Raw genomic sequence first — 22,862 nt, 5'->3', positions numbered from 1 at the left:
CGCGCTCAACGGATGAAAGCGAGCGGCATGGCAAAGACGGCATTGGTGGTGGGCGCGAGCGGGATCGTCGGCAGCGCAACGGCGGCGCTCCTGGTCGAACGCGGCTGGACGGTTCATGGGCTTGCCCGGCGCCCGGTGGCGCAGGCGGGTGTGCTGCCGCTGGCGGCGGACCTTCAGGATGAGGCGGGCACCGCGGCGGCGCTCGCCGGCCTGCATCCGGACGCCGTGTTCATCACCACCTGGCTGCGGCAGGACAGCGAAGCCGAGAACATCCGCGTCAACTCCGCCATGGTGCGCAACCTCCTGGACGGCTTGCCCCGGCCGGTGGGCCCGCGGCATGTTGCGCTGGTCACCGGCCTCAAGCATTATCTCGGCCCGTTCGAGGCCTATGGGCAGGGCAGCCTGCCGGAAACGCCGTTCCGTGAGGAGCAGGGGCGGCTGGACGTCGAAAACTTCTATTATGCGCAGGAGGATGAAGTGTTTGCCGCCGCCGCCCGCGACGGCTTCACCTGGAGCGTGCACCGCCCGCATACGGTGATCGGCAAGGCGATCGGCAATGCCATGAACATGGGAACGACGCTGGCGGTCTATGCGACGCTTTGCCGCGAAACCGGCCGCCCGTTCTCGTTTCCCGGCTCCGCCGCGCAGTGGAGCGGTCTGACGGACATGACCGCTGCCGGGCAGCTCGCGCGGCACCTCCTCTGGGCCGCCGAGACGGTGGCGGCGCACGACGCGGCGTTCAATGTCGTCAATGGCGACGTTTTCCGCTGGCAATGGATGTGGAGCCGCATCGCAGCGTGGTTCGGCATCGAGGCCGATCCGTTCGACGGCACGCCGCGCCCGCTGGAGGAGCAGATGGCGGAGGATGCGGCATTGTGGCGCGAGATCGCCGGGCGCGAGGACCTGGCGGAGCCCGAACTCGCGCGCCTCGCCTCGCCCTGGCACACCGATGCGGACCTCGGCCGGCCGATCGAGGTGGTCACCGACATGTCCAAGAGCCGCCGTCTCGGTTTCACCGGCTATCAGCCCACCGACGATGCCTTCCTTGCGCTGTTCGAACGCCTGCGGGCCGACCGTCTGATCCCTTGAGCGAACCGGGATTGCCCGGGTTGGGTTCGTCTCGTCCTGGCCGGCGCTCGGTCTTCCGGACCGGGCCGTCGATCGTTGGGTTGGCGCAACGGACGCATCGTTGAAGAGAGCCGGACGTTTCAGCTTCTCCAAGAGGAGAGAGCCATGACCGATCACAAGAAGAAGGGCGATTTCGACAAGACGGGCCACCACGACGATGTCGGCGGCAACAAGAAGCAGGATAACAGCGACAACACGAACAGCCGCACCGGCAACCAGAACGCCGGCCACGGCGGCCACAAGTGAAGGGAGAGGCGGCTGCAACCGGCGCAGCCGCCTCACCGCTTCGCAGTGCAGCAGGCGCCGGGGTGGAGCGCCCGGCCTGTGGCCACCTTACCGGTCGGGACGCCTGCTTGGTCCAAACGGCCGGTCCGCAATTTGCCTGACCCCGGTAGAGGGGCGGAAATCAGACGTTTTCTTGAAGGGGTGGCGCACCCGGAGGGATTCGAACCCCCGGCCAAGGAGGTAGAAGCTCCTTGCTCTATCCAGCTGAGCTACGGGTGCGTATCGCCGCTGTAGCGCGGCAACGCCGCGGCTGCAATTCAGCCACTGTTCGGCACACTTGTGCGACAAATGCGGCCTAACCGCGAACAAGACACGGCACACACGAAGATCTCGGAGGACATGGTGCGTAACAGGGGGCTCCTGATCGGGGCGATGATGGCGAGCGTCTCGGCGCAAACGGCATGGGCGCAGACGACCGCGCCGCAGGTCGTTCCGCCTCAGGCGGCGGCCGCGCAGACGGCGGCCACCGCCGGCCAGACCGCGCCGGCCGCCGATCCGGCGCCAGAGGGAACGGCTGGCGGCACCGCGGTGGAGGCGGAAAGCGAAGAAATTGTGGTGCAGGGCCAGAAGCTGCCCGGCTCCGTGGTCGGCGACATTCCGCCCGAGCAGACGCTGAGCCCGGCGGACATCCGATCCTATGGCGTGAGCTCGATCAACGACCTGCTCACCGAATTGTCGCCGCAGACCTCCAGCGGCCGTGGTCGGGGCGGCGCACCGGTGGTGCTGCTCGACGGCCGCCGCATCTCGAGCTTCGCCGAGATCCGCGACCTGCCCACTGAGGCGATTGCCCGCGTGGAAATCCTGCCGGAAGAGGTCGCGCTGAAATACGGCTATGCCGCCGATCAGCGGGTGGTGAACTTCGTTTTGCGCCGGCGCTTTCGTGCGGTGACCACCGAAGTCTCGGGCCAGGCGGCGACCGATGGCGGCACGGTGACGCCACGCGGACAGCTCGGCTTGCTGAAGATCAATCGCAACGGCCGCATGACGCTGAACCTGGATTATCAGCAAACGTCCGGGCTGCTGGAAAGCGAGCGGGACCTGATCGGGCGCTCGACTAGCGGCGTGTTCGACCTTGCAGGCAACATCACGCCGGGCGCGGGCCTGGCACAGATCGATGCTTTGAGCGCGGCGGCGGGGCGGCCGATCACGGTGGCAGGCGTGCCGGCCAGCGGCACGGGCACGCTGGGCGGCTATGCCGCGGGCACGGCCAACGTCACGGACCTGACGCCCTATCGCTCGCTGACGGCGGCGACGCAGAACTTCTCCGCGAACACGGTCTACAGCCGCGTGATCGGCAACGTGCCGGTGACGCTGAACGCCCGTGTGGAGACGACCAGCAGCCAGTCCGACCAGGGGCTGGCGGGGATCAGCGTGGCGCTGCCCGCGGGCAATCGCTTCTCTCCGTTCGGGCAGGCGGTGACGCTGAACCGCTATGTCGCGGACGATGTGCTCGGCCAGAGCAACGAGGCGCTGAACGCGCATCTGGGCCTCGGCGCGAACGGCACCTTCGGGCGCTGGCGCTGGACGCTGACGGGCAATTACGACCGCAACACCAGCGAGACGTTCACCGACGTGAACGTGAACGCGACCGGCCTGCAGGCGGCGATCAACGCCAATGATCCGAACGTGAACCCGTTCGGCCCGCTCAGCCCCGCGCTCGTCACGCCGGGGGTCGCCAACACAGCGCGATCGGTGTCGCAGGACGTGGACGTCACCGGGCTCGTCAACGGGCCCCTGTTCCACCTGCCGGCGGGCGACGCCTCCACCACCCTGCGGGTGGGCTACGCCAACAACGACCTGGACAGCCGCGCCTTCCGCCTCGGCGTGGCGAGCACGAGCGACGTGACGCGCTCGATCGGCAACGGGCAGGTGAACATCGACCTGCCGATCACCAGCCGCTCACGGGATTTCCTGTCCGCGCTCGGCAACCTCTCGCTTAACGGCAACTACCGGATCGAGCAGCTCAACGACTTCGGCACGCTCAGCACCTATGGCTATGGGCTGAACTGGTCGCCGATCGTCCCGCTTCGGCTCCTCGTCTCCTTCACCGACGAGGAGAATGCGCCGAGCCCGCAGCAGCTGGGCAACCCGCTGGTCTCGACGCCCAACGCGCGCATCTTCGATTATGTGCGCGGCACGACGGTGGACGTGACCCGGCTCAGCGGCGGCAATGCCGGGCTGGTCGCGGAGAACCGGCACGCGTTCAAGGCCGGGTTCAACCTCCAGCCGTTCAGCGGCACCGACTTCCGCCTGCAGGTGGATTACACGCGCCAGTCCAGCGACAATCCGATCGCCAGCTTCCCGTCGCCCACCGCAGCGATCGAGGCGGCGTTTCCGCAGCGGTTCGTGCGCGATGCGAACGGCGCGCTGCTGAGCTATGACGCCCGGCCGGTGAACTTCCAGTCGGAGCGCCAGTCCCAGCTGCGCTGGGGCGTGAACTTCTCCAAGCCAATCAAAAACAGGATTCAGAAGCAGCTGGAGGCATTCCGCGCCGGCACCGGGCCGAACCCGTTTGCGGGCATGACCTTTCCCGGCCAGCGCCGGCCCGGCGGGCAGGGGGGAGCGCAGGGGGCACCCGACGGCGCGCCGCCCACCGCTGGTGGCGAGCGGCCGGCCGGCGAAGGGCGCTCCGCCGGTGGCGGTGAGCGACGCGGCGGCTTTGGCGGCGGTCCGGGTGGCGGTGGCTTCCGTGGTGGCGGCGGAGGCTTCGGCGGCGGGCAGGGCGGCGGGCGGATCAACTTCGCTTTTTACCACACCTGGCATTTCGAGGACGAAGTGGTGGTGCGCGACGGCGTGCCCGTGCTCGACAATCTGAACGGCGCCGCCACCCGCAACGACAGCGGCACGCCGCGGCATGAACTGGAATTGCAGGCCGGCTATTCGAACAACGGCCTCGGCGTGCGCCTGACCGGCGAATATCAGAGCGCGACCCAGGTGTTCGGCGGCACGTCGAGCAACGCGGCCACGCTGAATTTTGACAGCCTGACCACGTTCAACCTGCGGCTGTTCGACGACTTGGGCGGGAACCTGAGCTTCGTGCGCAAGCACCCCTGGGCGCGGGGCATGCGGGTCTCGTTCGACATCCGCAACGTGCTCAACACGCGGCAGGACGTGACGGATGGAACCGGCACGGTGCCGATCAATTATCAGCCGGCATACCGGGACGCGGTCGGCCGCACGGTGCGGCTGTCCGTGCGCAAGCTGTTCTTCTGATTGCCCGCCTCTCGCCCGCGCGGCATGATCGCGCGGGCGAGGTGGGATGATGGACGAGCCAAGGCCGGTAACGGCGCGGGAAGTGGCGGGGGGCAGCTTCCGCTACTTCGATTTCGTGATGGTGGCGTTCGTCGTCATCCTCTTGCTGTCCAACGTGATCGGCGCGGGCAAGCGGGCGGTGATCGACCTGCCGTTCGTCGGCTTGTGGCCGTTCGGCGCGGGAATCCTGTTCTTTCCCGTCAGCTACGTGCTCGGCGACGTGCTGACCGAGGTATACGGCTATGCCCGCGCGCGGCGGTGCATCTGGGCGGGCTTCGGCGCGATGCTGTTCATGGTGTTCATGTCCGCCGTGGTGGTCGCGCTGCCACCAGACGCCGGCTGGACCGGGCAGGCGGCCTATGAGCAGGTGTTCGGGCAGGTGCCGCGCATCGTCTTCGCCTCGATCTGCGCCTTCTGGGCGGGCGAGTTCGCCAACAGCTTCGTGCTGGCGCGCATGAAGGTGGCGACTGGCGGTCGCTTTCTGTGGATGCGCACGATCGGCTCGACGGTCGTCGGCGAGGGGCTGGATAGCCTGATCTTCTACCCGCTCGCCTTCTGGGGCGCGCCGGACTGGCCGGTCTCCGCCATGCTGATGGTAATGGGCAGCCAGTTCGTGCTGAAGGTCGGCTGGGAAGTGCTGCTGACGCCGGTGACGTATGGCGTGGTGGGGTGGCTCAAGCGGCGCGAGGGGGTGGACGTGTTCGACCGTGGGACGGACTTTTCGCCGTTCGGGGGCGGGTGATGTGTGTCCAACCGTCACCCCGGCCTTGTGCCGGGGTCCACCGTGCCGCGTGCTTGACAGCGTGAGGGAACGCCAGCCTTGCGTCTACATCCTAGCGAGCGGGTTAATGGGACGTTGTATGTTGGTGTAACGTCGAACCTGATCGAGCGCGACAGTCCTAAGTGGGAGGACTTGGCGGTAACTCTCGGGTTAGAGCCGCTGATGCAAGGTTAAGCGGTGACGTGGACCCCGGCACGAGGCCGGGGTGACGTGGGAGGTCTGGACAGGCCGTCACGGGAGCAAGTCCCGTGACGTCGGACGCGGGGGTCTGCACCCCCGCGCCGGCCGGCCTGCATCGTCTCGCGGGTAGCTTGCGCTACCCGCGTGCGATTAGGCTGCGAACAACTTAGCCCAGCCGCGCTTCGCCCGGTCCTTCCAGTGACCGCGATGATAGGCGTCACTCGCCAGCAGCGGCATCACCGAGCCCGCTTCCGCGAACACCATCTGCTCGATGCCGGTGTTCACCTTACCCCAGCTCGCCGCCTCCTGCAGCGTGGAGGAGGAGCAGGCGCCGTCGCGCACGTCGGCGACGGTGATCTGCACGGCGTACTTGTGCACCGCCACATCGTCATGGCCGAGGATCTCGGCGCAAACGACTGTGTCCTGGATGAAGTTCTTCGGCACGCCGCCGCCGATCATCAGGAGGCCGGTGGTGCCCGCCTCGATTTTGATCTGCGTGAGCTCGCGGAAGTCCGCCACCGCATCGATCATCAGGTACGGACGGCCCGCCTTGGCGGCATCCACCTGGTGCTTCACCAGGCCGAAGCCGGCCGACGAGTCCACGAACGCCGGGCAGAAGATCGGCACGTCATGCTCATAGGCGAGCTTGACGAGGCTGTTCTCCTTTTTGCCGTGCTCGACGAGGTACTTGCCCATCTCGCGGATAAAGGCGCGGCTGGAATAAGCCTTCGGCTCCAGCGACTCCGCGATCTCGAAGATCGTGTGGTCGACGTTCTGGAGCGCTTCCTCGTCGATATACGTGTCGTAGATGCGGTCGATGTACAGCGAGCGGAGCGTGTCGTCGTCGGGGATTTCCAGCGCCTGATAGTGCTTGTGGCCGAGGCCCTCGAAGAAATCCATGTCGACGATGGTCGCGCCGGTGGCGACGATGCAGTCGACCATGTTGTTGCGGACGAGCTCCGCATACAGGTCCATGCAGCCGCCGGCCGAGGTGGAACCGGCGATCACCAGCACCACGGTGCAGTCCTTGTCGGCCAGCATCTCGTTGTAGATCTTGGTCGCACGGCCGAGATCGCGGCTGGTGAAGCTCATGTCGCTCATCGCGTCCACGATCGGGCGCGCGTCGAAGCTCTTGATGTCGATATGCTTGACCTGCTTCGAAAGCAGCTCGGCCTTGCGGTTGGAGGTGTCCACCGGCTGGGCGGCGGCGGTCTTGATGAGGCTGTCGGTCATGGGAGTTCCCATTATCAATGCCCGTCGTCGTTCAAAGGGGACGCGGTATACCCAAACTTCCGTCACCCCGGAGCGCGCCCCAGGGTGACGGGAAACTGGAGAAAGCCTGTTACAGCTTGACGACGTTGGTCGAGCGCTGCTCGTCCGGAGCGACGTCACGGTAGACGGACAGCATCGGCTCGTCGCTTGCGACCACCGTCTCGCCCGAGCCGAAGCCGTTGAACGCGGTGCGCATCGCCGCACCATAGGCGCCGAGCATGCCGATCTCGAAATAATCGCCGGTGTTCGTGTCCGCGGGCAGCGGGAACGGACCCTTCATGTAATCGAGATCGTCGCAGGTCGGACCCCAGAAGCTGAAGTCCATGTCGCGCGCGTCGGACTCCGGCTCGCGCAGCAGCTGCACCGGATATTTCCAGCCGATATGCGCGGCATCAAACAGCGTGCCATAGGCGCCGTCGTTGATGTACAGCTCGCTGCCGCGGCGGCGCTCGACGCGCACCACCACCGACGAATATTCCGCACACAGCGACCGGCCCGGCTCGGCCCACAGCTCCGCCGAATAGCTGATCGGCAGGCTCTCGAACGCGCGGTGGATCGTCTCGAAGAAACGCTCCAGCGGCGGCGGGGTCATGCCGGGATAGGCCGAGGGGAAGCCGCCGCCCACGTCGATCACGTCCACGGTGACCGCCGCATCGACGATCGCCGCGCGCACCCGCTCCATCGCGTTCGCATAAGCATCCGGCGACATGGTCTGGCTGCCGACATGGAAGCAGATGCCGAGCGCGTCGGCGACCTGGCGGGTCGCCATCAGCAGTTCCTTGGCCTCCGCCTGGCCCACGCCGAACTTCGAGCCCAGGCTGAGCTTCGCGAACTCCGACGAGACGCGCAGGCGCACGCAGAGGGTCAGGTCGGTCGCGCCTTGCGTGGCGCGGACGATCTTGTCGAGCTCCTCCAGGCTGTCGAGCGAGAAGGTGCGCACGCCATGGGTGAAGTAAGCCTCGGCGATCGCCTCCTCCGACTTCACCGGATGCATGAAGCAGCAGGTGGCCTCCGGCAGCGTCGCCTTGACGAGGCGCACCTCGGCGATCGAGGCGGTGTCGTAATGCGTGATGCCGTTGTCCCACAGAACCTGCAGCAGGTCAGGCGACGGGTTCGCCTTCACCGCGTACATCGGACGGCCCGGGAACTTCTCCACGAAGAACCGGGCGGCCCGCGCCGCGGCGTGCGGACGGACGAGCGTGACCGGATCGACCGGACGCTGATCGGCAATGTCGATGCCTCCGCCAACAACGGTTGCGAAAGCGGTCGAACGGGGCGCTAGCCCCAGCGCGCTATGGTGCTTGGCCAATTCAAGGGACCTCCAATTGCCTTGCGGCATACGGTGACAAAAGCTGCCTTGCGGTTGGAAGTCCCATGGGGCAGCGGAGGCGCGATCTATGGTCGGCGAGGCCGCATGTAAAGTGGCTCTGCGCACGAAAGGATGAAAAGTGACAATTGTGCGACAGCCGACACGCGCCGGGGTGCGCGATGCGGCGGCAAAGCTGGCCGAGATCCTGCCGCCCAGCCCCCTGCTAGTGGCGGAAATCCGTGGTTTTCCGGTGGCGTTCAAGGCGGAATGCCTCCAGCCGATCGGCGCTTTCAAGCTGCGCGGGGCATGGCACCGGCTGACCGCGATCGCGCCCGAAGAGCGGCCGCGGGGCGTGGTGGCGTTCTCGTCGGGCAACCACGCGCAAGGCGTCGCCTGGGCGGCGAGGCGACTCGGCATGCCCGCGACGATCGTGATGCCGGCCGATGCGCCGCGATCGAAGCGGGAGGGCACGCTCGCGCTCGGCGCCGAGATCGTCGACTATGATCGGGCAACGGAAAGCCGCGAGTCGATCGCCGCTCGGCTGGCGGAAGCGCGCGGCGCGGTGCTGGTGCCGAGCTTCGACGATCCCTGGATCATCGAGGGACAGGGATCGGCGGCGATCGAGGCGGCGGCGCAGATGGGGGCGCTGGGTCTCGGCGTTCCGGCAAAGGCGGTGATCCCATGCGGCGGCGGGGGGCTGGCGGCGGGCATCACGCTGGCGCTGCCCGAGGCGCGAGTGACCGTGGCGGAGCCGGAGGGCTGGGACGACATGCGCCGCAGCCTGGAGGCGGGCTGGATCGAGGAAGTCGGCGCCAATCCGCCGCCTACCGCCTGCGATGCCTTGCAGACGATCCGGGTTTCCCCCTTGACCTTTGACGTGCTGTCTCGACGCGGCGTGGCGGGCGTGGCGGTCAGCGAGGAAGAGACACGCGCCGCGCAACGCTGGGCAGCGGAGCGGTTGCGGCTGGTGGTGGAGCCCGGCGGCGCGGTCGCGCTTGCCGCGCTGCTGGCGGGCAAGGTGGAGCCGGACGCGGGGATGCTGGTGATCCTCAGCGGCGGCAACGTGGACCGCGCCGCCTATGCCCGCGTGCTGGCGGACGCGGCATGAACGCCATCGCGGCGGCCGCTCCCGCACTGGCGATGGTGGCGGTCTTTGCGCTGCTCTGGGGCGGCGTGGTGCAGATCCGGCGGGACCGGCGCAAGGGCGTGCTCATGATTGTGCTGGCGGCGGTGATCCTCGGCAACGTGCTGATCGCGACGGTTTGAACAGGGCGACGCTGCCTGGGTCGCTGTTCGCTATGGCGGCCCGCTCGCGCCCGTAGGATTGGGCTGGGCGGCCCGATCACCGGTGACCAGATCCACCCTCGTCGCTCCGCTACGCCGCTTGGCCGCCGAACTCCAGCGGCCGTCCTGAGCCCCGCGATTAGATCAGCGCAAAGGGGGTGGCGGCCGACGCGGCAAAGCCGCGTCGTCAGTCGGCGCGGGGCGCCGCTGGCCGGGCTTGGCGCCGAGGCGCGGGTTAGCTGGCGCTAATCCGCTGCGCCAAGCTCACCGGATCGGCGAGTTGGGGTCCAGCCGCATGTCGAGATACTTGTCCACGCTGGCCATCAGCTCCGGCGTTTCGTGCTCGAAGAAGTGATTGGCCTTCGGGATCGTGTCGTGGTGGATGGTGATGTGCTTCTGAGTGCGCAGCTTATCGACCAGCTTCTGCGTCGCGGCGGGCGTCGCCACTTCGTCCTCGGCGCCCTGGATGATGATGCCGGAGGAGGGGCAGGGCGCCAGGAAGCTGAAATCGTACATGTTGGCGGGCGGCGCGACCGAGATGAAGCCGCGGATCTCCGGACGGCGCATCAGCAATTGCATGCCGATCCACGCGCCGAAGCTGTAGCCCGCGATCCAGGTGGTCGACGCTTCCGGGTGGAAGCTCTGCACCCAGTCGAGCGCCGAGGCGGCGTCGGACAGCTCGCCGATGCCGTTGTCGAACACGCCCTGGCTCTTGCCGACGCCGCGGAAGTTGAAGCGCAGGGTGGCGAAACCGCGCCGCTGGAACGTTTTGTAGAGTTCCTGCACGATGCGGTTGTTCATCGTGCCGCCGGCGGACGGATGCGGGTGGAGGATCATGGCCACCGGCGCGCGCGGGCGGGGAGCGGGCACGAAGCGGCCCTCGAGTCGGCCTTCGGGACCGGGGAAGATGACTTCGGGCATGGCACCTTTGAATGCTGAAGCGCTGGGAGCGCGAAAGTTGCGCGCTATATAGGCGCAAGTGCTCCCCGCGCAATCGTTTCGCCCTTGACATGAAGGATCGGTGTGACCGCCCGCCTCTATCTCGACCATGCCGCCACCTCGCCGCTTCTGCCTGAGGCACGCGCGGCCATGCTGGAGGGCATGCAGGCCTGGGCCAATCCCTCCTCGCCGCACGCCGAGGGGCGGCAGGCCCGCGCGATGCTGGAACGCGCCCGGGCGTCGGTGGGAAGCGCCTATGGCTGGACCGGCGAGGTGCTGTTCACCAGTGGTGCCAGCGAGTCGCTGGCGCTCGCGCTTGGGCGGACGACGTTGCCGCGGCGGCTGATCACGGCGGTGGAACACGATGCGGTGTTCCGTGCCGCAGGAGAGGGCGCGGGCGTTGTGCCGGTCGGCAGCGATGGACTGGTCGATATGGCAGCGCTGGAGGCGATGCTCGCCGCCGGCCCGGCGCTGGTGTGCGTGCAATGGGCGAACAGCGAGACGGGGGTGCGCCAGCCGATCGCGACGGTTGCCGAATGCGTGCGGGCGTCGGGCGGGCGGCTGCTGCTCGATGCGGCGCAGATGCCGGCTGGCCGGGATGCCGAGGCGATCGCTGCGGCGGACCTGGTGGCGCTTTCGGCGCACAAGCGCGGCGGGCCGCCGGGCATCGGAGCGCTGCTGGTGCGCGACCTGTCGCTCCTTCATCCCAGCGGCGGGCAGGAGCGGGGATATCGCGCCGGCACGGAAAACCTGCCGGCGGTCCTGGGCTATGGTGCCGCCCTGGCGGTGCCCGAACCCTCCCATGCAACGCTGCGCGCGCGGCTCGACGATGCGATCCGCCGGTCGGGCGGGCAGGTGGTGGCCGACGCGGCGCCACGCCATGCCGCCATCGGTTCCTATCGCCTGCCCGGCAAGGCAGCGAGCGCCGCCCTGATCCGTTTCGATCTGGCGGGGATCGCGGTTTCGGCAGGGAGCGCCTGCTCGTCCGGCAGCCTGAAGCCCAGCCATGTGCTGGGCGCGATGGGGTGGACCGTCGAGGCGTCGCGCGAGGTGATCCGGGTGAGCTTCGGGCGCTCCACCACCGCCGACGAGGTGGATCGCTTCGTTGCCGCCTGGCGGGACATCCTGGGCGCCGCGCGCCTGTTCGCGGCATGATCTACCTGGACTATCAGGCAAGCACGCCGCTCGCCCCGGAAGCCTTTGACGCGATGGTGCCGTGGCTGCGCGATCAGCATGCCAATCCGCATTCGGCGCATCGGCCGGGCCGGGCCGCGAAAGCGGCGGTGGAGGTCGCCCGCGACGAGATCGTCGCTGCGCTGTTCGGCGGAGAGGCGGGCGTACCGCCGGGGCGCCTTGTGTTCACGAGCGGCGCAACCGAGGCACTCAACTGGGCGATCAGCGGCACGTACGAGCGGATGGCGCCCCGGCGGCGTCGCGTGGTGACGATCGCCATCGAGCATGCCGCGGTGCTGGACAGCGTTCGCGCCCTGGAGCGCCACGGGGCCGAGGTCGTCGTCCTGCCGGTGGACCGAACCGGCCTCCTGGACGCGGCGAGCGTCGCCCACGCGGTGAACGGGGAGACGGCGCTGGTCGTGGGCATGTATGTCAACAACGAAGTTGGCACGATCCAGCATGCCGGCCTTGCGCAACTGGCCGAACGCGCGCGAGCCGTGGGCGCGCCGATGATCTGCGACGCGGCGCAAGCGTTCGGCAAGATGACGCTGCCGGCGGCGTTGTTCGACATGGTGGCGCTGTCCGCGCACAAGATGCACGGACCCAAGGGGATCGGCGGCTTGTGGGTGCGAGAGGGGCAGGAGCCGATGGCCTTGTTGCAGGGCGGCGGGCAGGAGGCGGGGCTGCGATCCGGCACGCTAAGCCCGGCTCTGTGTGCCGGCTTCGGCGCGGCGGCGCGGCTGGCAAGGCAGCGAATGGGTGCCGACCAAGCGCACGTGCAGGGCCTGTTCGAACGCGCATGGGCTTTGTTCGAAGCCGCGGGCTGGCAGATGAACGGGCATCGCCTGGAGCGCTATCAGGGCAATCTGAACGTGCGGCGGGACGGGCTGGATGTGAACCGGCTGATGAGCGATTGCCGCGACCTCGCCTTTTCCGCCGGCTCGGCCTGTGCCAGCGGATCGGGTCGGCCGAGCCATGTGCTGCGAGCGCTCGGCCTCAGCGATGCGGAGGCACGCAGCTCGGTCCGGCTGGGCTGGGGCCGCTACACGAGCGAAGCCGAACTGACGGCGGCGGTCGAGCGCATCCTGGGGGCGGCGGACATGCAGCGATGACGAGGGTCAGCTTCATCGGCAGCAACGGCAGCGTCACCGTTGCGGAGGGCCCGCCGGGCGCTCGCTTGCTCGATGTCGCACAAGCCGCCGGCCAGCCATTGGAGGGCACCTGCAACGGATGCCTTGCCTGCGCCACCTGTCACGTGATCGTCGCCCGGGAGCAGTTCGAGTGCCTGCCACCGCCGAGTGCGGAAGAGGAGGACATGCTGGACCTGGTACCCGATGCCGTGCGGACGAGCCGCCTCTCGTGCCAGGTGGTGCTGTCGGAGGAGCTTGACGAACTCACCGTGCGTATTCCGGGCTGATTGCCGGAACCCGCTCGCGCGCCGGCGCATTGATCCTCCTGTCCGCCGGCAAGGCGGGCCTGTAGAGGAGTATCGTCTTGAAGCTGCTTGCCCTGGCCGCTGCCGGGCTGCTCGCGGGATCGGCCATCGCCGTGCCCGCTCCAGCCGAAGCGCAGCGCTTTCATCATCGCGAGTACGGCCGGCACCCTGGATGGCATGGGCCGCGACCGGGTTATGGCTATGGCCGTCCGTATCGCTGGCGCGGCGGCCCGCGTCCGTTCTATCGCAGCCGCTACTACGGACGCCCGCGTACGGTGTGCCGCGTGCGCCACGGCTATTACGGACCGGTGCGCCACTGCTACCGCGTGCGTTGAGCCGTTCACCGCAGAGTTGATTGCGCACACGGAACGAGCGCGGGAAACGGTTCGTTACATGCGCCGTGCCGATGAGCACGAACAATCCGCAAGGAGGAAGTTTCATGAAGATGTTCGCCATGCTGGCCGCCGGCCTGTTGGGCGCGGCTGCGGTCGCCCCGGTTCCTGCTTCTGCCGCCCCGATCTCGGCCGCGCCGCTGCTCGTCGAAGCCGGGGTTGCGCCGCAGGTGGTGGAGCGCCGCACCACCACGATCGTGCGCGATCGTCGCTACAACAATCGCCGCCCGCGCTACCGCACGCGCCGCGTCTGCGATCGCACCTACCATCACGGCCGCCGCGTGACGCGCTGCCGCAATGTGCGCGTGCGCTACTGAGCGCACGGGCTTGATCCCGCCGCCCGACCCCGCCATATGACGCGCGGGAGTCGGGCGGACGGGGTCGTCGCCAACCTGGTCAGGTCCTGACGGAAGCAGCCACAACGATTTCGCTCCGGGTCGTTCCGGCTCCCACCGCGCAGCCTGCGAGAGAGCGGCTGTGCCGCTCCACACAGGCAAGCGCGGCCAGCGAGGCACAGCCTCGACTGACGACGCGGCTTTGCCGCGGCGCGGCCTTAGGTAGCCGCTCCTTCCTTTCAGATCGGGCCTTCTAGCTCGCGAGGAACGCTCCTCCGACCGGGCCGCCAGAAACGTTTCGCCGGTCACCCCTAACCGGGTCCGTACTCATTCTTTCGCATAGAAAGGCGCCCGGATCGCTCCGAGCGCCCCTTCAAACGCGCGCCGCGGCAAAGCCGCGTCGTCGGTCCTCGCTTGAGCGAGGCCGGCCGGCAGCGCGTATGTGCCTCGGCTTCGCCTTGGCACAATGGCGCGGACGTGGCCGCGCCTTACGCGCTGTAGTACATGTCGAACTCGACCGGGCTCGGCGTCATTTCCCAGCGGGCGACTTCCTGCATCTTCAGCTCGATATAGCTTTCGATCTGGTCCTTGGAGAACACGTCCCCCTTCAGCAGGAACTCGTGATCGGCCGCCAGCGAGTCCAGCGCCTCGCGGAGCGAGCCGCAGACTGTGGGCACTTCGGCCAACTCGGCCGGCGGCAGGTCGTACAGGTTCTTGTCCATCGCCTCGCCGGGGTGGAGCTTGTTCTGGATGCCGTCCAGGCCGGCCATGAACAGCGCCGCATAGGCGAGATACGGATTGGCCATCGCATCCGGGAAGCGCACTTCCACGCGCTTCGCCTTGGCGCCCGTGCCGTAGGGAATACGGCAGGAGGCCGAGCGGTTGCGCGCCGAATAGGCCAGCAGCACCGGCGCCTCATAGCCCGGCACCAGCCGCTTGTAGCTGTTGGTGGACGGGTTCGTGAATGCGTTCAGCGCCTTGGCATGCTTGATGATGCCGCCAATGAAATAGAGGCACGTGTCCGACAGGCCGGCATAGCCGTTGCCCGCGAACAGCGGCTCCTTGCCGTTCCAGATCGACAGGTGGGTGTGCATGCCCGAGCCGTTATCTTCCTTGATCGGCTTGGGCATGAAGGTCGCCGTCTTGCCATAGGCCTGGGCGACCTGGTGCACGACATATTTGTAGATCTGCATGCGGTCGGCGGTGGTGGTCAGCGTGCCGAAGGTGAGGCCCAGCTCGTGCTGCGCGGCGGCCACCTCATGGTGGTGCTTGTCGCAGGGCAGGCCCATTTCGAGCATGGTGGAGACCATCTCGCCGCGGATATCTACCGCGGAGTCGACCGGAGCAACGGGGAAATAGCCGCCCTTGGCGCGCGGACGATGGGCGAGGTTGCCGCCCTCATATTCGCGGCCGGTGTTGGTCGGCAGCTCGATATCGTCGATCTTGTAGTAGCTGGTGTTGTACGAGGTTTCGAAGCGAACGTCGTCGAACAGGAAGAACTCGGCTTCCGGGCCGACATAGACGGTGTCGCCGATGCCGGTGGTCTTGAGGTACGCCTCCGCGCGCTTGGCGGTGGAGCGCGGATCGCGGGCGTAGAGCTCGCCGGTGGACGGCTCCACGATGTCGCACACCACGATCAGCATCGGCGTGGCGGAAAAGGGATCGGTCCACACCGCGTCCAGATCCGGCTTCAGGATCATGTCGCTTTCGTTGATGACCTTCCAGCCCTCGATGGAGGAGCCGTCGAACATGAAGCCGTCGGTCAGCTCGTCCTCGCCGACGACGGAGGACACCATGGTCAGGTGCTGCCACTTGCCCTTGGGATCGGTGAAGCGAAGATCGACCCACTCGATCTCCTGCTCCTTGATCATGTCGAGAATGTCGCTCGCGGTATTCGCCATATGCCCCTAGCCCTTTGCTGGTTCGTCTCGCCCGACCGTGTCGGGAATCATTGTTCGCCCGGGCGCTTGTGCTGCCCGAAGATGCTGCATTGCGTCAAATAACTCGATCAGATCGCGTCATCGTCGCGTTCGCCGGTGCGGATTCGCAGGGCGGTTTCCACCGGGATCACGAAAACCTTGCCGTCGCCGATGCGGCCGGTCTGCGCAGCGGCGGCGATCGCTTCCACCACCCGCTCGGCCAGCTGGTCCTCGACGACCACCTCCAGCTTCACCTTGGGCAGGAAATCGACCACATATTCGGCGCCGCGATACAGCTCGGTATGGCCCTTCTGCCGGCCGAAACCCTTGGCCTCCGTCACGGTGATGCCCGACACGCCGACCTCGTGCAGCGCCTCCTTCACCTCATCAAGCTTGAACGGCTTGATGATCGCCTCGATCTTCTTCACCCCGACCCTCTCGCTACGCTGCACGAACGGCGCACATCGCCGCCTCCCCTGGATGCCACCAGCTTACAGGAAACGTGCCAGTTGCGCGAGCGGAGAGGAAACGGACGCGGGCGCTGCCGACCGATGCCCGATCGCTGTGCAGGTGCAGCCTTGCTGCCGATTTTTTCGGCAGGCAGGCCTCAGTAGGGCGGCTTGTCGAGCCCGGCCGGGGAGAGGGTGAAGATCTCGCACCCGTCCTCGGTGATGCCGATCGAATGCTCGAACTGCGCGGAAAGCGAGCGGTCGCGCGTCACCGCCGTCCAGCCATCGTCCAGCACCTTTACGTCGGCGCGCCCCGTGTTGATCATCGGCTCGATCGTGAAGATCATGCCCGGGCAGATTTCCGGCCCCGCGCCCGGCTTCCCGGCATGGCTGACCTCCGGCGCATCGTGGAAGAGCCGACCGACGCCGTGCCCGCAGAAGTCGCGGACGACGCCATAGCGCTGCTTCTCGGCGAAGCTCTGGATCGCATGTGCGATGTCGCCCATCCGATTGCCCGGCCGCGCCTGCTCGATGCCGATCATCAGGCATTCGTAGGTGATGTCCACCAGGCGCTTCGCCTTGATGGGGACGTCGCCGATCAGGTACATGCGGCTGCTGTCGCCATGCCAGCCGTCGACGATCGGCGTAACGTCCACGTTGACGATGTCGCCCGATCTCAACGTCTTCTCTCCCGGAATGCCGTGGCAGACGACGTGATTGATCGAGATGCAGCTGGAATGGGTGTAGCCGCGATAGCCGAGCGTCGCGGGAATGCCGCCGCGCTCGACGATGAAGCGGTGGATCATCGCGTCGATCTCGCCGGTGCTGACACCCGGCACCATGTGCGGGACGATCATGTCCAGCGCCTCCGCGGCCAGCCGCCCTGCCTTGTGCATCCCGGCAAAGGCATCCGGGCCGTACAGCTTGATGGAACCATCGCGGCCCAGCGGCGCGTCGGGAGAAACGGTCACATATCCGGTCATTCGGCCGATATAGGAGGACGCGACGGCCTTGGCGAGGGTGGCCTCGGCGCGCTAGGGTGCGCCCATGGGCGAGCGCATCTGGACGGCCGGGCTGGCGGTGATCGGGGACGAGATCCTTTCCGGTCGCACGCAGGACAAGAACGTGAGCCAGATCGCGCGCTGGCTGAACGTGCAGGGGATCCGCCTCGCCGAGGTGCGGGTGGTGCCAGACCGGACGGAGAAGATCGTCGCCGCGGTGAACGCGCTGCGCAGCGAGAACGACTATCTGTTCACCACCGGCGGCATCGGCCCCACGCACGACGACATCACGGTGGATGCGATCGCGGCCGCGCTGGGCGTCGCGGTGGTGCATCATCCGGCGGCCGTGGCCACGCTGGAGCGCTATTACGAGAGCCGCGGCGGCGTGAACGAGGCCCGCCTGCGCATGGCGCGCGTGCCGGACGGGGCCGAACTTATCGAGAACCGCGTATCCGGCGCGCCCGGCATCAAGATCGGGAACGTCTTCATCCTGGCGGGGGTGCCGCATATCACGGCCGGAATGCTGGACGCGCTGACGGGAACACTGGAGGGTGGTCGGCCGGTCGTGTCGCGCACGATCGGCAGCTGGGTAGCGGAAAGCGAGATCGCCGAGCTGCTCGCCGCTGCCGAGCGCCGCCACGACGGCGTGGCGATCGGCAGCTATCCCTTCTTCCGCGAAGGGCGCACCGGCGCGAACTTCGTGGTGCGCGCCACCGATCCGGCGGTGGTGGATGCAACCATTGCCGATCTCACCGCGTCTCTCGAGGCGGACGGACGGCAGGTGATCGCCGACGGCATCTGAGCAGGGGAGCGGCAATGCGAGAACACGGAATTGCGGCGGTGATCGCCCTGACGCTGGCAGGGTGCAGTGGCGAGCCGAGTGCCAGGAACACCTCCGCGCCGGCGACGCCCGATCCCGTCGAAGCGCAGATCAACAACCTGTCCGAGCCGCTGAAGGACGTGGCGTTCTTCCGCGCGGTGCGCGACGCCGGCTATGCCTGCCAGAAGATCGTGCATCGCGAGAGCCGGCCGCGGAACGAAGGCCGCGCGGCCTGGGCCGTCAAGTGCGAGAACAATGCCGATTACGGCATCGTGCTGCAGCCGGGTGGCACCTTCCTGGTGACCGGGGCGGTCACCCCGCGTCGATAGGCGTGCGCCGGCTCAGAGAGCCGGACGCGCAACCAGGGTGAGTATGCCCACCGAACCCGGCTTGCCGGCGCTAGCCATCGTGACGGTCGGCAGGTCGTCGTTGCTGTCGTCGACGGCCTTGGGCGCATGGCCCGAATAGATGAAGCCGTTGGTCGGATAGCTGCTGGTGCCGAGCCCGCCGATCGGGCCGAACCACACGCGCACCTGGCTCCAGTCGCCCGCGGAGGAGACGTCCACCGCACGCACGTCGCGCTCGACCCGGCCGGGGCGCGACCAGTTGGCGTGGGTGAGCAGGACCTCACGGTCCGAGACGACCTGGCTGACCATGGCGACATGGCCGACGCGCATGGAGCGGGTCGCCTCGAAGGACAGCACCGCCCCGACCTTGGGGGTATGGCCCCGCTCGTAGCGGCCGGCGGCCTGGCCCCACCAGGTGTTCGCATTGCCGCGGATCTGGATGCCGGATACTTCCCGCGCATACGGAGCGCACTGCCAGAACTGCGCCGCAGCCGGCACCGCCGTCGTCAGGGCGCACCCCGCCACCAGCGCGCAACGCACTGCAAAAGAACGAATTTTCACTTGACCCCCGCCGGTCTCGTTGAGCTGTTGAGTGTCGATTGGCAGGTTGTGCCGCGCAGCAAAAGACCTCTGCCGCCGGTTGCGGAACCTTTCGAGATGAAGTGAGTTTGCGCGGCGATGAACGGCAGGAAGAGGCGCTAAGTCGCTGCGCCTTCAAGCGTCTTCCGGCGTTCTCGCCGCCGAATCACGGCCGGTTCGGAACCATCTTCTCCAGCATCCCGAACAGGGAAGGGGAGCGCGGATCCCAGCTGTGCCGTGGTCCAATCGTCATGCCGCCGTCTACCACGATGTGCGTGCCGGTGACGAACGCGGCATCTTCCGACGCGAGATAGGCGACGGCCGCGGCGGCATCCTCCGCGCTGCCCGCCCGTGCGATCGGCTGGGCGCCGGCTGCCACCTGGGCGATGGCGGCGTCGGCTTGCGCCCGCGCATCGCCGTTCATCTCCAAGGCGGCCGTGAAGATGTTGGTGGTGATGAAGCCGGGGCAGACCGCATTCACCCGGATCTTCAGGCGCGCAAGGTCGGCGGCCGCGCAATGGGTAAGGTGCAGCACGCCAGCCTTCGCGACCGAATAGGCGGTCGGCGCCGCGCCTGTCTGTAGTGCTGCGATCGAGGCGGTGTTGACGATCGCGCCGCCGCCGCGTGCGCCCATGACCGGCGCGGCATAGCGGATGCCGAGCGCCACGGAGCGCAGCAGCAGGATTTGCGTGCGGTCCCAATCGTCCGGCTCGATCTGGTCGATCGGAGCGCGCGCGCCGCCCGCGCCGGCATTGTTGACGAGCACGTCGATCGGTCCGGCGGCCTCGATCAGCGCGCGGATGTCGTCCGCCTCGGTAACGTCGGTACGGTGAAAGCGGATGCGACCGCCCGACTCCGCCGCCAGCGCGTGCCCGCCTGTTTCATCGACATCGCCAATCCACACTTCGGCCCCTTCCTGCGCCAGGCGCAGCGCCGTTGCCTTGCCGATGCCCGATGCGCCGCCTGTCACCACCGCGCGCTTGCCGTCGAACCGCATGCCGTCTCTCCCTTGGTCGGCCCCAGGCATAGGCGGTGCGAGCGAACGGTCAATGATGCTGATTTGAACTTTGGGTTTGCCGCTGGCGCTCGCTTGCGGCATGCGCGGGCAATATCTCAGGAGATTTCCATGGCGCTCGATCCCGAAACCTTCGAAGCCCTGCTGGAGGGCGTGCGCCGGTTCGTCGCCGAACGCCTGCGTCCGCTCGAGGCGCAGGTGGAGGCCGACGATGCCGTGCCGGATGCCGTCGTGCAGGAAATGCGCGACATGGGCCTGTTCGGCCTGTCCATCGCCGAGGAACATGGCGGGCTGGGCCTGACCATGCTCGAGGAAGCGCGGGTCGCCATGGAGATGGGCCGCACGACGCCGGCCTTCCGCTCCACCTTCGGCACCAATGTCGGCATCGGCAGCCAGGGCCTCGTCATGGCCGGCAATGCCGAGCAGAAGGCGAAGTGGCTGCCCAGGATCGCGAGTGGCGAGATCATCACCAGCTTTGCCCTGACCGAGCCGGATGTCGGCTCCGACTCTGGCTCGGTGAAGACGCGCGCGGAGTGGGACGGGCAGGCGTATCGCCTTTCCGGAACCAAGCGGTACATCACCAATGCCGACCGGGCGGACCTGTTCACGGTGATGGCGCGCACCGGCGAGGAAACCGGCGGGCGCGGCGTGTCCGCCTTTCTCGTGCCGCGCGCGCTTGCCGGCGTGACCGTGGGCGCGCCCGAGAAGAAGATGGGGCAGAAGGGCGCCAAGGTCGCCGACGTGACGTTCGACGACGTGGTCGTGCCGGTCGAGAACCGGCTGGGCGCGGAAGGCGAGGGCTTCAAGATCGCGATGCGGGTTCTCGATCGCGGCCGCCTGCATATTTCGGCCGTCTGCGTCGGCGTGGCCGAGCGCCTGATCGCCGATTGCGTCGCCTATGCCACCGAGCGCAAGCAGTTCGGCAAGCCGATCTCGGACCACCAGCTGATCCAGGCGATGATCGCCGACAGCAAGACCGAGGCGCTGGTCGCCCGTGCGATGGTGCTGGAGACAGCGGCCGCAAAGGATGCCGGCAAGGACGTGGTGATGGAATCGGCGGCGGCGAAGTATTTCGCCTCGGAGATGGTCGGCCGGGTGGCGGATCGTGCGGTGCAGATCTTCGGCGGGGCCGGCTACATCGCCGATTACGGCATCGAGCGGCTGTACCGCGATGTGCGGCTGTTCCGCATCTACGAGGGCACCAGCCAGATCCAGCAGCTCATCATCGCCCGCGAGACGATCAAGCGCGGCGGCTGAACATCGGGAGGGGACGGAACATGGACACGAGCAGGTTCTTCAGCCTGGAGGGGCGGGTCGCGCTCGTCACCGGCGGCAGCCGCGGGATCGGCCGCATGATCGCGGAAGGTTTCATCGCGCAGGGTGCCAGGGTCTACATCTCCTCGCGCAAGGCGCCTGCCTGTGAGGAGACAGCCGCCGCGCTCGGCCCCGACTGCATCGCGCTGCCGATGGACGTGTCCACCGTCGAGGGCTGTCGCGCGCTGGCGGCGGCCGTTGCCGAGCGCGAGGAGCGGCTGGACATTCTCGTCAACAACGCCGGTGCGGCGTGGGGCATGGCCTTTGAGGAGTTTTCCGAAAGCGGCTGGGACAAGGTGATGGACCTGAACGTCAAGTCGCCTTTCTTCCTCACGCAGGCGCTGCACGGGCTGTTGAAGGCTGGGGCAAGCCACGAGGCGCCGTCAAAGGTCATCAACATCACTTCGATCGACGGGCTCCGGCTCAACCCGTGGGAGACGTACAGCTATCACGCGTCCAAGGCGGCGCTGATCTATCTCACCAAGCGGATGGCCGCCCGGCTGATCGGCGACGGCATAATCGTCAACAGCCTGGCACCGGGCGCCTTTGCCAGCGAGATGAACCGCGCGGCACGCGACCACGGGGACGAGGTCGCCAGGCGCATCCCGATGCGGCGGATCGGCACGCCCGAGGACATGGCGGGCGCCGCGATCTTCCTGGCGAGCCGCGCGAGCGACTATGTGGTGGGCGACACGCTGGTGGTGGACGGTGGCCTGGTCAACGCCTCGCTCGGCATCAGCATCGACGCCTGACGCGGCGGCGTCTATGATTGCGTGAAGAACAAAGGAGAGGACATATGGCCACGCTTGCCAGCATCGAACCGTCCGCCAGCGACTATGCGCCGGGCGAATGGGAGCAGCGCGTCGATCTTGCCGCCGCCTACCGGCTGGTGGCGATGTACGGCTGGGACGACCTGATCTTCACGCACCTGTCCGCGCGCGTGCCCGGGCCGGAGCACCACTTCCTCATCAATCCCTACGACATGATGTTCGAGGAGATCACCGCCTCCTCGCTGGTGAAGATCGACGTGAACGGCAACCCGGTCGGCAAGGCGGAGCATCCCGTCAACCCGGCCGGCTTCACCATCCACTCGGCGCTGCACATGGCGCGGGAGGATGCCGGCGCGGTGATGCACCTCCACACGCCCTATGGCCAGGCGGTATCGGCGATGGAGTTCGGCCTCCTGCCGCACACGCAGACGGCGATGATCGCCGGGCACGATGTCGCCTATCACGACTATGAAGGCATCGCGACCGACCTGGATGAGCGCGAGCGGCTGGTGGCGGACCTGGGGCCGACCAAGCACGCCATGATCCTGCGCAACCATGGCACGCTGACGGTGGGCGAGACGGTGGGGGCCTGCTTTGTGCGCCTCTACTTCCTGGAACGTGCCTGCGAGGCGCAGGTGCACATGCTGTCCGCCGGCCGCGAGAACCTCAACAACCCGCCGCAGGGCGTGGAGGAGAAGGTGGCCGGGCAGAGCAACCCCAAGGGGCTCGGCATGCTGGCCCAGGCGCTGGCTTGGCCGGCCTTGAAGCGCAAGCTCGACCGGCACAATCCCGGCTACGACAGCTGAGACGGCCGCCGACCGCCGGACAGGAAACGCCGTTCGTCGCGAAGCTGTCACGACTCGCGCCGATGGTCTTGCGCAGG

Annotated in this window: 24 protein-coding genes, 1 tRNA gene and 1 other RNA gene; 17 read left to right on the top strand and 9 right to left on the bottom strand. The window is 67.6% G+C overall.

Features of this window, described 5'->3' with window-relative positions:
- Positions 1–27: 27 nt before the first annotated feature.
- Both DVW87_RS01615 and DVW87_RS17940 read left to right on the top strand, forming a co-directional pair.
- Positions 28–1,089, top strand: a complete 1,062-nt coding sequence (locus DVW87_RS01615; protein WP_114686998.1) for an SDR family oxidoreductase — start codon at positions 28–30, stop codon at positions 1,087–1,089.
- Positions 1,090–1,233: 144 nt separating this feature from the next.
- The gene (locus tag DVW87_RS17940; RefSeq protein WP_181814676.1) at positions 1,234–1,374 is read left to right on the top strand and encodes a hypothetical protein; all 141 of its coding nucleotides are present in this window, start codon (positions 1,234–1,236) and stop codon (positions 1,372–1,374) included.
- Between the two features lie 181 nt (positions 1,375–1,555).
- On the opposite strand, the gene DVW87_RS01610 is transcribed toward DVW87_RS17940, so the two are convergent.
- Positions 1,556–1,632: transfer RNA gene (locus tag DVW87_RS01610), tRNA-Arg, on the bottom strand.
- 120 nt (positions 1,633–1,752) lie between these two features.
- On the opposite strand from DVW87_RS01610, the gene DVW87_RS01605 reads away from it, so the two are divergent.
- Complete coding sequence (locus tag DVW87_RS01605) at positions 1,753–4,626, top strand: TonB-dependent receptor (protein ID WP_114686997.1); 2,874 nt, start codon at positions 1,753–1,755, stop codon at positions 4,624–4,626.
- Positions 4,627–4,675: 49 nt separating this feature from the next.
- Positions 4,676–5,407, top strand: a complete 732-nt coding sequence (locus DVW87_RS01600; RefSeq protein ID WP_114686996.1) for a queuosine precursor transporter — start codon at positions 4,676–4,678, stop codon at positions 5,405–5,407.
- Between the two features lie 369 nt (positions 5,408–5,776).
- Here the strand turns inward: DVW87_RS01600 and DVW87_RS01595 are convergent, their stop codons facing one another.
- Both DVW87_RS01595 and DVW87_RS01590 read right to left on the bottom strand, forming a co-directional pair.
- Positions 5,777–6,859, bottom strand: coding sequence for a 1,9-bis(guanidino)-5-aza-nonane synthase (locus DVW87_RS01595; protein ID WP_114686025.1), 1,083 nt, complete (start codon positions 6,857–6,859; stop codon positions 5,777–5,779).
- Between the two features lie 109 nt (positions 6,860–6,968).
- Positions 6,969–8,207, bottom strand: a complete 1,239-nt coding sequence (locus DVW87_RS01590) for a type III PLP-dependent enzyme (RefSeq protein WP_114686024.1) — start codon at positions 8,205–8,207, stop codon at positions 6,969–6,971.
- Between the two features lie 139 nt (positions 8,208–8,346).
- On the opposite strand from DVW87_RS01590, the gene DVW87_RS01585 reads away from it, so the two are divergent.
- Positions 8,347–9,315, top strand: coding sequence for a threonine ammonia-lyase (locus tag DVW87_RS01585; protein WP_181814675.1), 969 nt, complete (start codon positions 8,347–8,349; stop codon positions 9,313–9,315).
- Positions 9,312–9,473: a hypothetical protein gene (locus tag DVW87_RS17935; RefSeq protein ID WP_181814674.1), complete on the top strand. Its 162-nt coding sequence runs from the start codon at positions 9,312–9,314 to the stop codon at positions 9,471–9,473. Before DVW87_RS01585 ends, DVW87_RS17935 begins: the two co-directional genes overlap by 4 nt.
- Positions 9,474–9,755: 282 nt before the next feature.
- Here the strand turns inward: DVW87_RS17935 and DVW87_RS01580 are convergent, their stop codons facing one another.
- Positions 9,756–10,412 (bottom strand): alpha/beta hydrolase, encoded by a 657-nt coding sequence (locus DVW87_RS01580; RefSeq protein WP_114686022.1) that lies wholly within the window; start codon positions 10,410–10,412, stop codon positions 9,756–9,758.
- Between the two features lie 102 nt (positions 10,413–10,514).
- On the opposite strand from DVW87_RS01580, the gene DVW87_RS01575 reads away from it, so the two are divergent.
- From DVW87_RS01575 to ffs, 6 genes are all read left to right on the top strand, one after another.
- Positions 10,515–11,585 carry a cysteine desulfurase family protein gene (locus tag DVW87_RS01575; RefSeq protein WP_114686021.1) on the top strand — a complete coding sequence of 357 codons (1,071 nt, stop codon included), beginning with the start codon at positions 10,515–10,517 and terminating at the stop codon, positions 11,583–11,585.
- A complete protein-coding gene (locus tag DVW87_RS01570; RefSeq protein WP_114686020.1) occupies positions 11,582–12,715 on the top strand; it encodes a cysteine desulfurase family protein in 1,134 nt (377 codons plus the stop codon). The genes DVW87_RS01575 and DVW87_RS01570 overlap by 4 nt, the downstream gene beginning before the upstream one ends.
- Positions 12,712–13,020, top strand: coding sequence for a 2Fe-2S iron-sulfur cluster-binding protein (locus DVW87_RS01565; protein ID WP_114686019.1), 309 nt, complete (start codon positions 12,712–12,714; stop codon positions 13,018–13,020). Before DVW87_RS01570 ends, DVW87_RS01565 begins: the two co-directional genes overlap by 4 nt.
- Before the next feature lie 77 nt (positions 13,021–13,097).
- On the top strand, positions 13,098–13,373 hold the full coding sequence (locus DVW87_RS01560) for a hypothetical protein (RefSeq protein WP_181814673.1): 276 nt from the start codon (positions 13,098–13,100) through the stop codon (positions 13,371–13,373).
- A gap of 104 nt (positions 13,374–13,477) precedes the next feature.
- Positions 13,478–13,747, top strand: a complete 270-nt coding sequence (locus DVW87_RS01555) for a hypothetical protein (protein WP_114686018.1) — start codon at positions 13,478–13,480, stop codon at positions 13,745–13,747.
- A 43-nt stretch (positions 13,748–13,790) separates the two neighbouring features.
- An RNA gene (gene ffs / locus DVW87_RS01550) (signal recognition particle sRNA small type) lies at positions 13,791–13,886 on the top strand.
- A 367-nt stretch (positions 13,887–14,253) separates the two neighbouring features.
- On the opposite strand, the gene glnA is transcribed toward ffs, so the two are convergent.
- The 3 genes from glnA to map all read right to left on the bottom strand — a co-directional run bounded on the left by glnA (position 14,254) and on the right by map (position 17,116).
- Complete coding sequence (gene glnA, locus DVW87_RS01545; RefSeq protein WP_114686017.1) at positions 14,254–15,666, bottom strand: type I glutamate--ammonia ligase; 1,413 nt, start codon at positions 15,664–15,666, stop codon at positions 14,254–14,256.
- 107 nt (positions 15,667–15,773) lie between these two features.
- Positions 15,774–16,112 carry a P-II family nitrogen regulator gene (locus DVW87_RS01540; protein WP_114686016.1) on the bottom strand — a complete coding sequence of 113 codons (339 nt, stop codon included), beginning with the start codon at positions 16,110–16,112 and terminating at the stop codon, positions 15,774–15,776.
- A gap of 179 nt (positions 16,113–16,291) precedes the next feature.
- Positions 16,292–17,116: a type I methionyl aminopeptidase gene (map, locus tag DVW87_RS01535; RefSeq protein ID WP_114686015.1), complete on the bottom strand. Its 825-nt coding sequence runs from the start codon at positions 17,114–17,116 to the stop codon at positions 16,292–16,294.
- A gap of 64 nt (positions 17,117–17,180) precedes the next feature.
- Here map and DVW87_RS01530 point away from each other — a divergent pair, with 64 nt between their 5' ends.
- Together DVW87_RS01530 and DVW87_RS01525 are read left to right on the top strand one after the other, a co-directional pair.
- Positions 17,181–17,936: a competence/damage-inducible protein A gene (locus DVW87_RS01530; RefSeq protein ID WP_114686014.1), complete on the top strand. Its 756-nt coding sequence runs from the start codon at positions 17,181–17,183 to the stop codon at positions 17,934–17,936.
- Between the two features lie 14 nt (positions 17,937–17,950).
- Positions 17,951–18,283: a hypothetical protein gene (locus DVW87_RS01525; protein WP_114686013.1), complete on the top strand. Its 333-nt coding sequence runs from the start codon at positions 17,951–17,953 to the stop codon at positions 18,281–18,283.
- Between the two features lie 12 nt (positions 18,284–18,295).
- Here DVW87_RS01525 and DVW87_RS01520 read toward each other — a convergent pair whose 3' ends face one another.
- Both DVW87_RS01520 and DVW87_RS01515 read right to left on the bottom strand, forming a co-directional pair.
- The gene (locus DVW87_RS01520) at positions 18,296–18,826 is read right to left on the bottom strand and encodes a CHAP domain-containing protein (protein WP_420822310.1); all 531 of its coding nucleotides are present in this window, start codon (positions 18,824–18,826) and stop codon (positions 18,296–18,298) included.
- A 220-nt stretch (positions 18,827–19,046) separates the two neighbouring features.
- Positions 19,047–19,877, bottom strand: coding sequence for an SDR family NAD(P)-dependent oxidoreductase (locus DVW87_RS01515; protein WP_114686011.1), 831 nt, complete (start codon positions 19,875–19,877; stop codon positions 19,047–19,049).
- Between the two features lie 129 nt (positions 19,878–20,006).
- On the opposite strand from DVW87_RS01515, the gene DVW87_RS01510 reads away from it, so the two are divergent.
- The 3 genes from DVW87_RS01510 to DVW87_RS01500 are packed head-to-tail and all read left to right on the top strand — an operon-like array spanning position 20,007 to position 22,785.
- Positions 20,007–21,152 (top strand): acyl-CoA dehydrogenase family protein, encoded by a 1,146-nt coding sequence (locus DVW87_RS01510; protein WP_114686010.1) that lies wholly within the window; start codon positions 20,007–20,009, stop codon positions 21,150–21,152.
- A gap of 20 nt (positions 21,153–21,172) precedes the next feature.
- Entirely contained in the window at positions 21,173–21,961 is a 789-nt protein-coding gene (locus DVW87_RS01505) for an SDR family oxidoreductase (RefSeq protein ID WP_114686009.1), read from the top strand.
- Between the two features lie 44 nt (positions 21,962–22,005).
- Positions 22,006–22,785 carry a class II aldolase/adducin family protein gene (locus DVW87_RS01500; RefSeq protein WP_114686008.1) on the top strand — a complete coding sequence of 260 codons (780 nt, stop codon included), beginning with the start codon at positions 22,006–22,008 and terminating at the stop codon, positions 22,783–22,785.
- Positions 22,786–22,862: the final 77 nt, after the last annotated feature.

The organism is Sphingomonas aracearum (assembly GCF_003345355.1).
Taxonomy (GTDB): domain Bacteria; phylum Pseudomonadota; class Alphaproteobacteria; order Sphingomonadales; family Sphingomonadaceae; genus Sphingomonas; species Sphingomonas aracearum.
Note: the sequence above shows the minus strand (reverse complement) of the source record. Positions and strands in the feature narration are given on the sequence as shown.